Below are 15,392 nucleotides of genomic sequence, written 5' to 3'. Positions count from 1 at the left end.
GGGGTGTTGTTGCTCAAGGTGATGTTGAGACCGTGGGGCAGCAGCATCAAGTTTCCGAGCCGCCGGATCTGCTGGCCGTCCCTGTATTCCAAGACAATGCGGTCTTTCGTATCCTTCGGCTTCTGCGGCCAGATGTGCTCCACCGAAAGATAGTCGTTGGTGCGGCCGGACTTCCCGTATTGTGTCAGCAGCTTGCCGAAATCGAAGCTCTGGCGGTCGAGCAGGGACTCTTCGAAGCGCGCTAGGAAATAGCGCCGCCATGGCCAGGTGTAGAAATCGTAATTTTCATCGTCGTTCAGCGTGAGGGACTTCACGATGGCGCTCAGCCCGTCCATCTGTTCCTTCGAGACGAGCTCCGTCAGATCCTCTACCAAGGTCTCCTCGCATTTAGCTCCCTTGAAATAGTTATGGGCAAGGTTGTGGAGCCTGACATTGTAGCTGTCCGACCGCGTCGCCAGATTGGGCAGCCCGTAGAGCCGGAAATTGGCTTTTTCGATCGCGGCCAGCACAGGGGCATCCGAGCGGTCGTCCTGCCGGCGGAACTGGCGGGCAAAGATCAGCGGCAGGACCCCGGTGATGCTGTCATGGTGATTGAGATGCGTCATTGCCCGCAAGGTCGGATTTGCTGGGTCCGTACTGCGCGCGTTGCGCAAGGTCTGGTAGGTCCTGAAATTGGCTTTCAGGAAGTCGACGAAAGTCCGGAACGTCTCGTAGTCGGTGCCATCGTCGGGCAACTCGCGTGCAACGATCCTGAAATCCGTCTCGCCCGCCTGTCGGCGGCCGGGTTTGAACTGGGCCGCTACGGTTGCTCGCAGAACCGTGTCTGCATCCGTGTCGGAGAACCGAGTGCCGGCTGCCAGTTGCTGGATCTCGCGCCAGACCTCGTTGACGTTCGGCGTGTCCCAGTGGTTGACTGCCGCGACATAGATCAGGTGGTTCTTGACCAGATCCATCTGCGTCAGCGGCTTGCCGCGGTTGTTGATGGTCTCGAAGACCTTGGCGACCTCGTTCTCGTCGCGAAGGACGAAAAGGATGAATTTGAGGCGCTCTTCCAGGAGCGCGAGCAGATGCTCGGGACTGGATGCGTTGCGGTCAATCCATCCTTGGATCTGCTTTTCCGCTGCCATGTAATTGGCTTGGGCCAAGGTCTTGATCTCGCCGGGGGGGCTGCCGCCGAGAATGGCGGAAAACGTGTCTTCATCTTGGGACTGGGGCCTGAACCGGACGGAACCGGGCCTGCTGAGGAACGTGCTTCGCCCAGATTTGCGGGACAGTTCCGCATGCAGAAGCGCCAGCGTTGTGAGGCGTTGCTGGCCATCCACGACGGCAAATGCATCCTGCCGCCGGGCGTCAGGCGTGCAGATGACGGTGCCGCAGAAATGTACGGCGTCCGGATTGCCGTCGGTCAGGCGCTCCAGCTTGTCGATGTCGCCGAGAAGGTCGGCCCGCTGCCCTTCGCCCCAGTCGTAGGGCCGCTGGTAGTCGGGAATGAACAGCCGCCGGGACTTCCCGAAGAGTTCGGGAAAGGTTGCCAGTTTGGCGTCCGGTATTTCGCTGCGTAGACTTTCAACTGTCATGCCTGCCCCAAAGCCATTTCCGCTTTCAATGTGAACGGAATGCGTTGGGGCGAGGCGAGATGCAAGTGCGGCAGAACTAACGGGCGCTACGCGCACCGAACTCTTCCATATCCGATAGAGAATAGCCGGAGATAGCGGCGGGGCATCGAATGCGGGGAATGGAACCATTTTTCGCCGCATGTTATGCGGCGATTGCCTTGATCTGCGCGGCAATGGCGAGCATATTCGCCGCAAATGGTGCGGCATTCATGATCTACATCCATCAGCGCGAAGACTGGCCCCGGTTTATCTGGTCGGCGGAAGAGATCTCCGGCCAGCTCGCCCAGGTCCGGCACCGGCAGGGGCGCCTGTTCGGCCGCATGGAAACCCTCGGTTTCGAACTGCAGGGCGAGGCGCTGCTGCGCACCTTGACTGAGGATGTCGTCAAGTCGAGCGAGATCGAGGGCGAAATTCTCGGCCGAGATGCCGTGCGCTCCTCCATCGCCAGGCGGCTCGGGCTGGAAATCGGCGCGCTGGCCCCCTCGGATCGGCATGTCGATGGCGTGGTCGAGATGATGCTCGATGCCACCCGCAACGCGGCGGCACCGCTGACAGAGGAGAGGCTGTTCGGCTGGCAGGCCGCGCTTTTCCCGACTGGCCGCAGCGGCTTGGCCCGGATCGTCACCGGTGCATGGCGCGATGGAAGCGCCGGGCCGATGCAGGTCGTTTCCGGCTCCTACGGCCGCGAGAGGGTGCATTTCGAAGCGCCGGATGCGTCCCGCGTTCCCGCCGAGATGGCGGCGTTCCTCGACTGGTTCGAGCGGCCCGACCAGACCGATCCGGTCCTGCGCGCGGCGCAGGCGCATCTGTGGTTCGTGACCATCCACCCTTTCGAGGACGGCAATGGCCGCATTGCCCGCGCGATCGCCGACATGGCGCTCGCCCGCTCCGAAGCAAGCCCGCAGCGCTTCTACAGCATGTCCGCCCAGATCCGCCTGGAGCGGGAGGACTATTACGGCATGCTCGAACTCACGCAGAAGGGCGGCCTCGACGTCACCGGCTGGCTCGCCTGGTTTCTCGGCTGCCTCGACCGGGCGATCCTCGGCGCCGAGGACATGCTGGGCCAGGTGCTGGCCAAGGCCAGGGTCTGGGACCATCTGCGGCAGCATCCGCTGAACGACCGCCAGCGCGCGGTCATCAACCGGCTGCTCGACGGGTTCGAGGGCAAGCTGACCTCCGGAAAATGGGCGAAGCTGACGAAGGTCTCCACCGACACGGCGCTGAGGGACATCACCGAGCTGGTCAAACTCGGCGTGCTGCGCAGGGACGAGGGCGGCGGGCGCAGCACGGGCTACAGCCTCGCGGTGCCCGGGCGGGGCGGGAAGACCAGGAAGGGTTTCAAGTTGCTGTTTGAAAAAACGAGTTTCCAATGAACGAGCTGCTCGAAATTCTCGGCTCTGCAGGTTCTTCCATTGTCGACGGCATCATCGCCATCGCCGAGACCCTGACCAAGACGCAAAGCGCCCCGGGCGTGGTGGCCGCGGGTCTCGGCTTCATGCTGCTGGTCTTCAGCGTCTGGTTTTTCTGGAAGACGGGCAGACAGCGCCGGGCGATCCGCCAGATGCGCAAGCTCCTGGCCGAATACCGAGACGAGGAAGCGTTCAGCGAGAACTACGAGGTGTTCCAGGCCAAGGTCGGGGAAATCCCGGACGCGTCTCGGGCCCGTGCGTCGCTCCGCGATGCCTGGCAGGAGTTTTCGGAAACGGTCGTTGCCGACGATCTGGACGGCAATGTCTCCCTGCGCAATTCCATCCGCCCCGCCGTCTTCATGAATGTCGAGGACCTTGGCTACGGCCCCGGCTGGTTCCGGATCCTGCCGAACCTCTTCGTGTCGCTCGGCCTGCTGATGACCTTCCTCGGGCTGGTGGCGGCGCTTCATGGATTTTCCGGCCAGATTTCCGGTCCCGGAGGGGGTTCGATGGATCTGGCGATGCAGGACTTCATGCAGATCGCCTCGGCCAAATTCATCATGTCGCTGGCCGGGCTCGTCTGCTCCATCCTGTTCAACATCTTCCTGCGCGTGCGTTCGGATCGGGTCGCACACGACCTCCAGGGGCTCTGCGTGGCGATCGAGCGCCGCCTGAGCTTTGTCAGCCTCGAGGATCTCGCATTCCGACAGCTGCGGGCCGCGGACGAGCAGCGCGAACATCTGCGTCAGATCGGGCTGGAAATGGTGGCTGAACTCCGGCAGCCGCTCGAGGTGATGCCGGATCGCATCACGACGGCGATCACCGAGCGCATGGAACCGATCTTCGACAAGGTCGGCGCCATGGGATCGTCGAACATGGAGGGCCTTGTGGGCGATCTGTCCTCGCAGCTCAGCCATTCGGTCGGGAATGCCCTGACGCAGGCCAGCGTGTCGCTGGGCGAGGCGACCGACCGGATCGGCCTGATGGTCGATCGCATGAATGCGTCGAATGCACAAGCCGGGGAAGGCCTTCAGACGGCGCTGTCGCAGCTTGCCGGGTCGCTGGCGGAAATGCGCACCGAAATTGCGTCCAGCGGCCGGGCGGCGGCCGACAGCATGACGGCCGGCGCCGAGCAGATGCTCGCCGTGATGAACGAGACGCTGGGCGGCATACGCGAGAACACGGCGCGCGGGGCCGAGGCCATGGGAACGGCGGCCGCCGACTTGCGGCAAGCGGCGGAAGGCTTCCGCGAGCAGCTTGATGCCGCCGGAGCGGAAGGGGCGGCGGCGCTTCAGGCCAGGATGGCGGCCAGCACGCAGGAAGCCGGCAGCGCGATCGAGGGTGCGGGCAAGTCTCTTCTCGACTCCTTCGAAGCCGTCGGAACGAATATTGCGCGGCTCGGGGCCGAAATGGGCGGCGCGATCGGCGACGATCTGATGGGCCGGATCCAGTCTGTCGGCACGGGCCTGCAGGATATCGCGCTGGCCCTGGCGGACGGGGCGGAGAGCGCGAAATCGGCTGCGACGGGCATGAAGGACGGCGCGAATGCCATCACGGGGGCGAGCACGGCCTTCGGCGCGGCCAGCCGCGACATGCGTGCGGCGAGCGAGCCCCTCCGGGCGTCGCACGAGCGGATCGAAACGAGCCTCCGCCGTCTGGAGGCCAATGTCGAGACGGTGTCTGCGACGCTAACGCAGAACTCCGCGATGATCGCCGAGAACGCGCAGCATGTGCTCGAGACGGCGCAATCGGCGCTCGGCACCGAGCGGGAAGGCATCCAGGCGGCGCTCGGATCCATCCGGGCCGCTCTCTCGACACTGACCGGGCAGGCGGAACAGCTGGACCGGATCGACGAGATGCTCGGACGAGCGCTGCGCGACTACAATGCCCAGCTCGATTCCGCGCTCGGCACGGCTCAGGACCATGTCACGCGCATGCGCGACACGCTGGCGCCGGGCATCGACACGCTGAAAGGCGTCGTCGAGCAGGCTGAAAACTTCATCCCGTCGCAGCGGAGGCTCTGATGCGGGGCCAGCTCCGGCGGAGGTTGCAGGACGAGGACGAGGAGAGCGCCTTCGTCTCGATGACCGACATGACCGTCGGTTTCCTCTTTATCATCATGATCCTCTTGGCCTTCTTCGTCAGCCAAGCCCTGGATCAGACAGAGACCGTGCCTCTCGAAACGCATGAACGGGTTGTGCGTGACCGCGATGTCGCGTTCAAGCGGGTTGCCGTACTGGAGGTGCTTCTCGCGCAACTGCAGCTGCAGCTGCAGCAGACCGAGAACGATCTCGAGCAGGCCCGGACCAGTCTGCAGGCGGCGAAGGTTCGGATCGAGGAACTGGAGAAACAGATCCGGGAGCTGAAGGCGGAGCTGGCGGAGCTTCGCAAGGTCGATCCTCTCGAGGCCTATCTCTCCCGTGTGACGCAGACGCGCAGGGAGGTTCTGGTCCGGCTGCGCGACGCGATACGCAAGGATTTCCCCGATCTCCAGGTCGAGCTCAGCGAAGAGAGCGATGCGCTCCGGTTCCAGGGGGAGGGGCTCTTCGCGTCGGGGCGCTCCAACCTGACGCCCGCCAAGGAGGACATCGTGGCGCGGCTGGCGCAGCGTCTCGACGAGGTTCTGCCGTGTTTCACCCTGGGACCGAGATCGAAATTCGCCGAGGACTGCAATCCGGGCTTCGTCATGATCGAAGCCGTGCAGATCGAGGGCCACACGGACAATGTCGGGACGGACAGGCTCAACCGAAACCTGTCGACGGCCCGGGCCAACAGCACCTTCTTTGCAATGACCGGAGCGGCGCCGTTGCTGATGGAGCAGCTCAATCTCAAGCTGCAGCCGGTTCTCTCAGTTGCAGCCTACGGGCCGGACCGGCCGGTGGCGGCGAACGGAACGGAGGAGGGGCGCGCGACGAACCGGCGGATCGACTTGCGGTTCATCATGGTCACCCCGCAGGACACCGACGGCATCGCCGCGATCCGGGCTGCGCTGGAAACATCGCTGGGGACCGCCGAATGAAGGCCCGCGACGCATTGGGGCGGCCTCCGAGCCTCAATGTGCGCGTGCTGCCGTCCCTGGAGCTGCTGGACCGCGGCGTGAAGCGCGTGCTCGACCGCTGGCCCGATGTCGTTTCGCAGCCGGAGGAGCGCGACCGCGAAAAGCTCGCCAAGGAAATGTTGCGCCGCGTGCTTCGCTGGGACTGGAGCAGCGTCAAGACCTCCCGCATCACGGCCGCGGCGTTCGCCGTTTTCGATGCCGAGAGGTGCGAAAGGGACGACCTCGCCAAGGTCCGCGAGTTCTACCTCGACGAGATCGCGGCATCGACATCGACGACGTTCCTGGATGCGATGGTCCGGGTCTATGCGGACACGTTCCGCGCAGGGGCCGTGCATACGCACCGCCTGGCGGAAATGCTGGCGAAACGCGCCTCCGCCCTCGGCGCGCGGATCCGCGAGCTTGTCATCAGGCTGCCGCGGATCTTCTCGCCGCAGCTCGCCCCGAAGGAGCTGGCGGAGCTGATGCGGCAGAGCCCGGATCCCTACGAGGCGCTGAAGGAGCTCGGTCTGAGGACGCCGCATGCCTCCGGCCTGTGTTGCGCCGCACACGACATTTTCGTCAAGGAGCTTGCCCCGTCGCTCAGGCGTGCCGATGCGCGCGAGCAGCTTCTGCGCTGGCTGATCCCGGAGCATGGCAACGCGCTGGAAACCGGCGCGGCGAGGGCGGTCGAAGCGCTCCTTGCGGCCTGGCGGACCGAGATGCCGCCGGACGACGTGCGGCACGATCTGAGCGAGCGCATCATCCGCGCCTACAACGATCCGCGGCTGCACCGCGGCGGCATCTGGTCAGGGTTCGATCCCGAGCTGCGGTCGATATTGCTGCGCTGGCTGACCAAGCAGGACATGAAGTTCTTCTGCGACATGGTGGATGCCACCCAGGACAGCCACATGTGGCCGCCGCGGCGGGATTTCTGGCTGGACCTCTACGAGGAGGGCCGCATCGACGAGGCGTGGGTCGCCTTCGGCGGGGCGGCCAGGCGCTATGCCCGCGAACTTCTGGCGGGTTCCAACGATGCAATCCTGAGCCGTCGCTTCGGCCGACAGCTCGACCGGGGCGGGAGCACGTCGCTGCTCGTGATGCGCATCGGCGGCAAGATCGTCGTGGACGGGTGCCACAGCTACCGGACACACATTTTCGACGCAAATTCCATTGATGCGCCGAAACTCTACCAGTCCGAGTACCGTTGCGATCAGATCATGCGCCGCTCGCCCCGGTCAAAGCCGCACAATTCAATTCCTGTTTGGTCTCAATGGGTTCTGCAAAATGTCTGATGCCAGCCTTGTCCACGAGATCGGCGACCATGGAGTCACTATCCGACTTACCGACGGCAAGCGCGGTTTTTTTCGGCGCCTGGCTGGGAAGGGGACGAAGCCGCGTTCCATCGCCGAGCTCGAATCCAGCGAGAAAGACTTGCTGTTCGCGATGGGGGATTTGCGCAACTGGCAGGACGCGCATCCCAGCGAAGTGGAGATTGCCGATGGTCATATGAGCCTCAGCCATGATGCGGCGGCGAGCCTCTCGGCACGCTCTGCCGCGGCGCTCGGACTGCCCGGCGATGTCGATCTGGTTCTCCGGACCGACGCGACGGGGAGCCTCGGCCGTCCGGACTTCCGGCTTGACTACGAATGGAAACGGAACGGTCGCCGCGAGACGCCGCGTCGCCAGGGCGCTTTCCTCCATACGAGGCACGGCGCGCGGCGGGTGCCGCTCTGGATGAAGCGGGCGCTTGATCTTGCGGACAATTTCGACGCCGCTGCGCCGCTGGAGGACCACTGGCGCGCGCTTGCCGAATTCCGCCGGGCCATCGATCCGGACGAGACCGGCGAGATGCCGGAGAACCGGGATGTCGCCGCGCTTGCGATGACTCCCTTCCTGCGCGGGCTCGAGGTCCGGCTGGCCGACCGCTTTTCGATCTCTCCCGTCGAAGGGCTGAGCCAGTTCGAGGTCGTGCCCTATTCGGGGCGGAGCTTGGACGGAAAAGGTGTTGGCGAGGCGGAGGTTGCCGAGGGCGATGCGGAGCTTTCGGGCGAGGCGCTGGCCGCGTTTCAATATGGTCTCCGGCGCGGAGGCGCGAAACCGGCCTACAGCCTCGGCGGAAATTCCTATCTGGTCGTAGATCCCGGCGCGGCTCCGGTCTTGCAGGAAATCGTCCGGGCGCAGAAGGCCGATCGCGACGAGCGCAAGGAGTTCATTTCCAATCCGCGAGCTTTCATCACGGATGCCGTCTCCCGGCATCTGGAAGCTTCCGGCGCTTTCGAGGGTCTCGACGATGCGGCGCAGGAGGAACTGACCGCGTCCGTGGCGGGACCTGCGCTGATCGAAAGCCGCGAGTATTCCGAGCGCGTGACCGGCACGGTCGAATATCGAAAGCCAGCGCAGGACTACGAAGGCAGCGGCACGACATGGCTGCCGGAAGTCTTCGGCGAGCTTGTGGCCGGGGCGCTGAAGGCCATGCCGGATGCGGAGCTGGATGATCTGCAGGCCAGGATGAAGGCGGCTCTCGGCGACGGTGCGGCGGCCAGCGTCGCCATCGCGGGCGAAGAGGTTCCGGTGACCCCGGAGACCGTGGCGGCGGTGGAAGCCGAGACACTGCGGCGGTCCCGGGAAGCGGAGGATGAAACGCCCGTTAGCCCGGACGAGGGCGACGAAGAGCGGGCCGGTCCGGTGATCCTGGAAACTCTCGACAATTTCGAGGAGCTGACCTGGCATCAGGAGCTGCGCCCGCGTGTTCCGGCCGTCGAAACGGCGCTGCCTTCGGTGATCGCGACTCCGCTGCGCGAGCACCAGCTCGAGAGTTTCCGCTGGGCTCTCGACGCCTGGCAGAAGGGCCTTCCGGGCATTCTCAATGCCGACGAGCAGGGACTCGGCAAGACGCTGCAGACCATCGCCTTCCTGGCCTGGCTCCAGTCGCACATGCAGGTGGCCGGGGCGGCGCCGAAGGGGCCGATCCTGGTGGTGGCGCCGACGTCTCTGCTCCGGAACTGGGAGCAGGAGGTCGAGACCCACGTTGCCCCGCGCAAATTCGGCACGCTGGTCCGACTCTACGGGTCTTCGCTGTCTTCGCACAAGCGGCGCGGCACGCGCGGGACCGAGACCGCCAGCGGTCTGCCGCATCTCGACCTGGACTGGCTCGAGGAGGCGGTCGGCGAGGGCAGGGCGCACCGCTACTGGATCCTGACAACCTACACCACGCTGGCCAATTACCAGCATTCGCTCGGCCGCATCCCCTTCGCCGCGATGGTGATGGACGAGATCCAGAACATCAAGAACCGCGCGACGATCGCCTCGAAGGCCGCGGAGGCGATGAATGCCGATTTCCGCATCGGACTCACCGGGACGCCGATCGAAAATGCGACCATCGATCTGTGGACCATCATGGACCGGATCGCGCCGGGCTCTCTCGGCTCCGGGGCCGAGTTCCGGTCGCGCTACGGCACCCCGGACGAAGGCAACATGGACGAGCTTCATGCCAGGGTGTTCCGGCCCGCCGGTTCCTGTCCGCCGCTCGGGCTGCGGCGGCTGAAGGACGAGGTGGCGAAGGATCTGCCGCAGAAGTCTCGGTTCCTGCATCCGCAGCTGATGCCGCAGATCCAAGCGGACGCCTACGAGGAGGCGCGGCGGAAGCTGGCCGAAGGCGGCATGGGCGCGCAGCTCAAGATGCTCCATCACATCCGCTCGGTTTCGGTCCATCCGGGCATCGGGCAGGACCTGCTGCCGGACGATTTCGTCAAGCTGAGCGCCAGGCTCGATGCGACGATCGCCATCCTCCGCCGCATCGCCGGAAAAGGCGAACGGGCGCTCGTCTTCATCGAGCACCGGGACATGCAGTTCCGTTTTGCCGAGCTCCTGAGGCATTTCTTCGGCCTGGAACGGGTGGACATCATCAATGGCGACACGCCGATCCCGCGGCGGCAGGAGATCGTGACCCGGTTCCAGCGGCATCTGCAGGGCGATCAGGGGTTCGACGTTCTCGTTCTCGGACCCCGTGCAGCAGGAACCGGCCTGACCCTGACCGCGGCCACGCATGTTATCCACCTGTCGCGCTGGTGGAACCCGGCCGTGGAGGAGCAATGCAACGACCGGGTCCACCGGATCGGTCAGGCCAGGCCGGTCGAGGTCCATGTCCCGATGGCGATCCATCCCCGCTACGGCGCGTCGTCCTTCGACGGTCTCCTGCAGAGCCTGATGCAGCGCAAGCGCCGCCTTGCGCAGAAGGCGCTCTGGCCCATGGGCGACACCGGCGCCGAGGTTGCGGCCCTTCAGGCATCCCTTGGCGCCGAGATGGCTCCCCGGGACGGCTCACTGGAGGGGAGCATGGCAGAATTGTTCCGGCGCGACAGCATGCCCGGATTGCAGCCCGATGCGAACGGTGCCTACCGTCTGCCGTGAGAAGATAAGTGAAAGAAATACATATGGAAATCGAGGTTGGTCTTGTCATTCGCGAACCGTGGATCGATCTGATCCTCGACGGGGTAAAGACCTGGGAAATGCGCTCGGCGAAGACCGCGCATCGCGGCTGGTTCGCTCTCGTCCGGCAGGGCACCGGGACGGTGGTCGGCGTGGCGCGACTGGTCGGTTGCGGCGAGCCGCTGACAGTGGACGAGATGATCGCCGCTCGGGACCGGCACAGAATTCCGGAGCGGATGATCCGTTCGGGAGAGGTCGCGAAATGGACCACCCCCTGGAAGCTCGCTGATGTCCGCGCGCTCGACCGGCCGGTCCCCTATCGGCATGCATCGGGGGCGACGCTCTGGGTCAAGCTCGATGAGGCCGCCCGGGAGCAGCTGGCTGCGCTGGATCTCGCGGCCTCGTCCGATGTCCCGGAGGCAGAGCCGGGCACGCCGCTCGAGGCGAAAAAACTGACTGCGCTCGGGGAGGCGGCGGAAGCTTCCGGCGCGCGGCCCGATGCAGACCGGAGCGCGCCGGTCGCAAACCTGCGGGGGCCGGGCGGAAAGAGACTGGGGGAATGCGTCCTGAGCGGCGGCAACATCAGGAACAGTCACATCAACCTGAGGCCCATTCTCGGCAAATTTCCGGCCGATGCCATCGGCGGTCGCAACAAGGATTCGAAGGCGCAACGAGAAATCTTGATTGATTGGGGCGGACCGCAAGCCGTGCTGACCGATATCGACGGGACGAAGTCCATCTTCCGGGCCCGCGGCTGGATCGGGAAGTTCTTCGCCGCGGCCGATGCAAGAGAAGGGGACACGGTCGCGGTAGAGGAAACCGGCCCCTACGCATACCGCGTCCGCGTCCTGCGCTGACAGGGCCGCATGGTGGCGAGATGGCGGTAGCGCCGCCGCCCGGCTGGGCGGCGGCGGGCGGCATTCCGGTCAGGCGGCAGGCTGCAGCGCCATCCGTTCGAGCAGGGCCTCTTCGCGGCGGCCGTGGAAGAGCGCGAGCTGCGCAGGGTCGGCAAGACCGGGCCAATCCGTCAGCAGATGCCGTTCGCGGAACTCTTCGGACCGCGTGTCCAGCCAGGCACGCTTCGCTACTTCCGCCCGTTGCTGCTGTTCCTCGCGCGTCAGGATGCACTGGTTGGCCACTCCGGAGAGCCGCGCCATTGCAGCTTCGGCCTGTTCGCGCCCGAGACCGGTGCGGGTCAGATCCTCGAAGGTGACGGCCCCTTCGGGGACGATGCGCTCCATCTGGCCGTTCTTTGCGCCCCAGAACGCCGGGGGATAGGCGAGGGCGAGGCGGGCGAAGCCGAGGACGAAGCCTTCCTGCGCAGCATTCTCAAGCTGACTTGGGGCGGACGAACGGCCCCATCTCGGAGGGCCGCTCCGCGGCTCTGAGGGGGTATCCATTAACGAAGTATGACCGGCCCGGTTTCCCGACCAGACCGGCTTCCGAGGGCGTTTTGCGTTGGGGGTTGGGGAGACTGGCAGGATATATCGCCGGGTGCAACTTTTCCTCTGAGCGGCCCCAGGCTGCCCCGCGAAGGAAGGCCCCGGACAGGGCACATCCGGGGGCAAGGCCGCTTTCGCTCGAAGGCCAGTGCTGGACGGGCCATTGTTCAGGGTGCGGTCCTGCGTGCTGGGCTGGGGTGTGGCTGCAGGGCCGACGGCAGAGCATCGCCCGCCCCCCGTCTGCGGGGCCGGGACGGCAACTTTGCCCTGCGGGGCGCGGCGGGTTCTGTTGACTTCCAGGCTGAAGACGAGGGAGGAGCGTCGGTGACATCTTGCATTGAGTCCGGATTTGGACTATGTATCCAGATACATACGGAGACAGCCCATGCAAATTCTTCAGCTTCCGGCACAGCCGGGCGCAGAGCCGGTGCCGCAGACCATCGATCAGGCCGCGCGCCGCCGCGTCAGCGGACCGGGCCTGCGGACTTTCCTCGCGATTGCCGAGCGGTACGGCATTGCGACCCAGGACCAGATCGAGCTTCTGGGCGAACCCTCCCGGTCGACCTATTTCGAGTGGGTCAGGAAGGCGCGGGAGGAGGCGCCGCTCATGCTGCCTCTGGACACCCTGACGCGGATCTCCGGGGTCCTCGGGGTGCACAAGGCGTTGGGCATCCTGTTCCCGATCGAGGCCGAGGGGATGACCTGGCTCAAGGGGCCGCACCATGGCGAGGTGTTCGGCGGCCAGGCCCCGGTCGAGGTGATGATCGGGGGAGGTCTCGACGGCATCCTCACGGTGCGGCGCTATCTCGATGCATGGCGCGGGGGGCTGCGCGGCGGCGCCGGTTTCGAGCCGGTCCGCGCGCAGGATGTCGTCTTCTCGTGACGCGCCTTGCTGCGGCGCCGGACCGGACCCACCGGCTGATCCCGTCCCGGTTCCCGCCGGTCAACGCCTTCGAGGCCGTGACGCGGCCCGAAGATCTGGAGGCCGTGATGGAACTCGAAGGCTGGACAAATGACCGCCTCGTGGCGACACGGCTGAGGCGGCTCCCGCAGGCCGAATGGGTCTACGGCCGTCCCAATGCAAGCGTGGTGATGGCCGCCTTCCTGCATGGCGCGCCGCAGGGAACGCGCTTTGCCGATGCTGCGCTCGGGGCGTGGTACGCTGCCAGCTCTCTCGAGACGGCGGTGGTAGAGGTTGCCAACGGCATCCGTGGGGAGATCGCGCTGAGCGCCCTGCAGCAGAAGACCGAGGAGATGCGGGAATACACGGCCAATCTGGCAGGCGATTTCGTCGATATCCGGGGCACGCACCCGGAGCTTCACGACCCCGATCCGGCCAGCTACCCCTCGACCCAGGGGTTTTCCCGCACGGTCCGTGCCGGGCCCCATGCAGGCATCGTCTATGACAGCGTGCGCCATGCCGGGGGAACGAACTGGGTATCCTACCGTCCGAGCGGCGTGCTGGATGTGCTGCAATGCAGGCATTTCCGGCTCGTGGTGCCGCAGCAGGGCCAGGTGCACTGCGCCGAGATGAGGCTGCCGGGATAGACCGGCCACGCATGCATTCCGAGCAGAAGCTTGCCATTAACATTCCATAATAGCCGCTATAATCAACAAAACCTCACCTTGGGCCGTAGCTAGGCTCACAATTGGAGTGAATGGCGTTGCAAGCCTTCCCTGAGCTGCTCGCGTTTTTCGTGAGACCAGAGCCAAGTCAACGCTTGCGGCTGTCGTCAACCTTACCCTCGTCTTCGGAAGGCCCATCAATGGCACGCCCCACGGCACCTAGGCCACGCATTACCTGCCGCCCCACAAAGCGGCTAGGGCGGGACTTCGCGATCTTGTAGCCCGTTTCCGCGAGATCCACCGTAGCCTTCATTGTGCCGGTCACGGCCACTCCAACACCCTCCGCAATCGCATCAATGCCGTCAATCCCGGCCCTATGCCGCGCAGCTGCATGGTTGATGCCGCGAATGGTTGCGAGGACGCTTAGCCCCCCCAGTCCGGCCATGACCGCGTCGATCGCCGTATCTCCAAGGTCAATGACCGTACCTCCCAAGGCGAGCTCGGTCCAGGATTCGAGCTCCGCGTTGGAGAGTCCTCCGTCGATGGCATCGGTCCTTTCCGCTACTTCACTTGTGGCGATCACCGGAATGTCGGGGTCAACTGTGGCGATGTAGCTTTCGCTGTCAGTAGCCTTGATCTGGTAGGCAGTACCATCGATCACGATATCCGTTTCTGGGAAATTAAAGTTGGTGTGCAGATTTCCACCGGTTGTACCGGCGACATGACCTTCAAACAGGGCGCCTTTGGTCAGGGATGCCAGCCCAAGCAGGCTATCCGGAGGCAGAAGCAGGCACTGCATCCAAATTTCAGTGTCACTCATGCCTGCATAGTTGCCGTTCACTGATCTGAGGGCGTCATATACCTGTCCGGAACGTGAAATGTCATTCCACGCTGAAACGGGAACCGACAGGGCTCCAAGCAACAAGGCGCTGCTCGCCATTTTGCGCTCCTCAAAGCTAATAGAGCGACGGTGCGGTATGGCGGAAATCGACGCTTTTTCTGCGATGTCAATTCTCTGGAGTGCTCGCACTTCCATTTCTTGGAAGGCGTTATCTGCCTTCGATATTTCAGACCTATTTCTCCAGAGGAAGCTGTTCCCCTCTGTCTGCAGCTTATCAATTTGCCGATCCATTTCCCTATAGTCTGGGTAATCAAAGGTAAGCTGGTTCCACCAAGACAGTTTCGCCACATGCGCGTCGACGTCGCGCCCGAGTTGCTGTCGTTGCCTTTTTGCATTTTCAACCGCGGCAATAACTTGATTTCTTGCGCGAATTATTCTTGAGGAGCTTCTTAGGCCTTCCATCTGCGTTTTGACTCTGCCTCTCGCTGATGAAAAGCAGGCTTTTAAATCCTCTTCCCGTTCCTTGCGCGTTTCTTCATCTTCCAAAAGATCCAACTTTCTTCGGAGTGCGGGAAGGTCATTCTTCACCATTTCCTCTACCAAAACGTCCTTCCCACGGCCAGTGTCCAAGTCTTTTATTGCTCGGCGCAGGAAGAAAATATCGTCGTCATTATTTGCTCGTTGGAGTATCCGTTGACAAGATTTGTAGTCGATATTCCTTTTGGAGAGGAATTTATATTTTAGCCATGTTCGTAATACGTACAACCATGAGGTGCCAGATATTAGAGAAACGTAAATAGGGACAGAATCGCCATTTATTTCCCTAGTCAGAATGTATATTAGAGAAACAATTCCTACCGGAGCCAGTAACATAAGATTGCCATGAAGCCGGTCAATTTTACTGGTGAGGGCGGTATAACTAGATATCTGCATGCTTTTCTAATTTACCCAGTTCGTCGGCCTGACCAATTGGCCCCGACCTTGTCTTCAAGAGGCTATGGCTTTCTGCGACGTAATGGCAAGCGGGAAGACACAAGGGAACTTTCACGCTGG

11 protein-coding genes are annotated in these 15,392 nt (G+C 63.8%); 8 read left to right on the top strand and 3 right to left on the bottom strand.

Annotation, left to right across the window (positions count from 1 at the left end; translation table 11 throughout):
• Positions 1-1,577 (bottom strand): DUF262 domain-containing protein (locus HCC78_RS18915; protein WP_172330350.1); only part of this gene is annotated, 1,577 nt, incomplete at its 3' end.
• A 248-nt stretch (positions 1,578-1,825) separates the two neighbouring features.
• Here HCC78_RS18915 and HCC78_RS18910 point away from each other — a divergent pair.
• From HCC78_RS18910 to HCC78_RS18885, 6 genes are all read left to right on the top strand, one after another.
• Complete coding sequence (locus HCC78_RS18910; protein ID WP_138473151.1) at positions 1,826-2,989, top strand: Fic family protein; 1,164 nt, start codon at positions 1,826-1,828, stop codon at positions 2,987-2,989.
• A complete protein-coding gene (locus HCC78_RS18905) occupies positions 2,986-5,049 on the top strand; it encodes a hypothetical protein (protein ID WP_138473150.1) in 2,064 nt (687 codons plus the stop codon). Before HCC78_RS18910 ends, HCC78_RS18905 begins: the two co-directional genes overlap by 4 nt.
• Positions 5,049-6,044 (top strand): OmpA family protein, encoded by a 996-nt coding sequence (locus HCC78_RS18900; RefSeq protein ID WP_138473148.1) that lies wholly within the window; start codon positions 5,049-5,051, stop codon positions 6,042-6,044. The genes HCC78_RS18905 and HCC78_RS18900 overlap by 1 nt, the downstream gene beginning before the upstream one ends.
• On the top strand, positions 6,041-7,354 hold the full coding sequence (locus HCC78_RS18895; RefSeq protein WP_172330349.1) for an EH signature domain-containing protein: 1,314 nt from the start codon (positions 6,041-6,043) through the stop codon (positions 7,352-7,354). Before HCC78_RS18900 ends, HCC78_RS18895 begins: the two co-directional genes overlap by 4 nt.
• A gap of 139 nt (positions 7,355-7,493) precedes the next feature.
• The gene (locus tag HCC78_RS18890) at positions 7,494-10,472 is read left to right on the top strand and encodes a DEAD/DEAH box helicase (RefSeq protein ID WP_172330348.1); all 2,979 of its coding nucleotides are present in this window, start codon (positions 7,494-7,496) and stop codon (positions 10,470-10,472) included.
• A 23-nt stretch (positions 10,473-10,495) separates the two neighbouring features.
• The gene (locus HCC78_RS18885; RefSeq protein WP_172330347.1) at positions 10,496-11,347 is read left to right on the top strand and encodes an ASCH domain-containing protein; all 852 of its coding nucleotides are present in this window, start codon (positions 10,496-10,498) and stop codon (positions 11,345-11,347) included.
• A 69-nt stretch (positions 11,348-11,416) separates the two neighbouring features.
• Here HCC78_RS18885 and HCC78_RS18880 read toward each other — a convergent pair whose 3' ends face one another.
• Complete coding sequence (locus HCC78_RS18880) at positions 11,417-11,731, bottom strand: hypothetical protein (RefSeq protein ID WP_172330346.1); 315 nt, start codon at positions 11,729-11,731, stop codon at positions 11,417-11,419.
• 586 nt (positions 11,732-12,317) lie between these two features.
• On the opposite strand from HCC78_RS18880, the gene HCC78_RS18875 reads away from it, so the two are divergent.
• Positions 12,318-12,815, top strand: coding sequence for an MbcA/ParS/Xre antitoxin family protein (locus HCC78_RS18875; protein ID WP_172330345.1), 498 nt, complete (start codon positions 12,318-12,320; stop codon positions 12,813-12,815).
• A complete protein-coding gene (locus HCC78_RS18870; RefSeq protein ID WP_216671224.1) occupies positions 12,812-13,480 on the top strand; it encodes an RES family NAD+ phosphorylase in 669 nt (222 codons plus the stop codon). Before HCC78_RS18875 ends, HCC78_RS18870 begins: the two co-directional genes overlap by 4 nt.
• A 166-nt stretch (positions 13,481-13,646) precedes the next feature.
• Here the strand turns inward: HCC78_RS18870 and HCC78_RS18865 are convergent, their stop codons facing one another.
• Positions 13,647-15,272 carry a hypothetical protein gene (locus tag HCC78_RS18865; protein WP_172330343.1) on the bottom strand — a complete coding sequence of 542 codons (1,626 nt, stop codon included), beginning with the start codon at positions 15,270-15,272 and terminating at the stop codon, positions 13,647-13,649.
• Positions 15,273-15,392: the final 120 nt, after the last annotated feature.

This window comes from Mangrovicoccus sp. HB161399 (assembly GCF_013184745.1).
In the GTDB taxonomy this organism is placed as follows: Bacteria; Pseudomonadota; Alphaproteobacteria; order Rhodobacterales; family Rhodobacteraceae; genus Mangrovicoccus.
Note: the sequence above shows the minus strand (reverse complement) of the source record. Positions and strands in the feature narration are given on the sequence as shown.

Bases quoted from the DNA above. Each gene is read 5' to 3' on its own strand.
- HCC78_RS18875 (WP_172330345.1), top strand. From the start codon at position 12,318: ATGCAAATTCTTCAGCTTCCGGCACAGCCGGGCGCAGAGCCGGTGCCG.
- HCC78_RS18900 (WP_138473148.1), top strand. From the start codon at position 5,049: ATGCGGGGCCAGCTCCGGCGGAGGTTGCAGGACGAGGACGAGGAGAGC.
- HCC78_RS18865 (WP_172330343.1), bottom strand. From the start codon at position 15,272: ATGCAGATATCTAGTTATACCGCCCTCACCAGTAAAATTGACCGGCTT.
- HCC78_RS18885 (WP_172330347.1), top strand. From the start codon at position 10,496: ATGGAAATCGAGGTTGGTCTTGTCATTCGCGAACCGTGGATCGATCTG.
- HCC78_RS18880 (WP_172330346.1), bottom strand. From the start codon at position 11,731: ATGGAGCGCATCGTCCCCGAAGGGGCCGTCACCTTCGAGGATCTGACC.
- HCC78_RS18895 (WP_172330349.1), top strand. From the start codon at position 6,041: ATGAAGGCCCGCGACGCATTGGGGCGGCCTCCGAGCCTCAATGTGCGC.
- HCC78_RS18910 (WP_138473151.1), top strand. From the start codon at position 1,826: ATGATCTACATCCATCAGCGCGAAGACTGGCCCCGGTTTATCTGGTCG.
- HCC78_RS18905 (WP_138473150.1), top strand. From the start codon at position 2,986: ATGAACGAGCTGCTCGAAATTCTCGGCTCTGCAGGTTCTTCCATTGTC.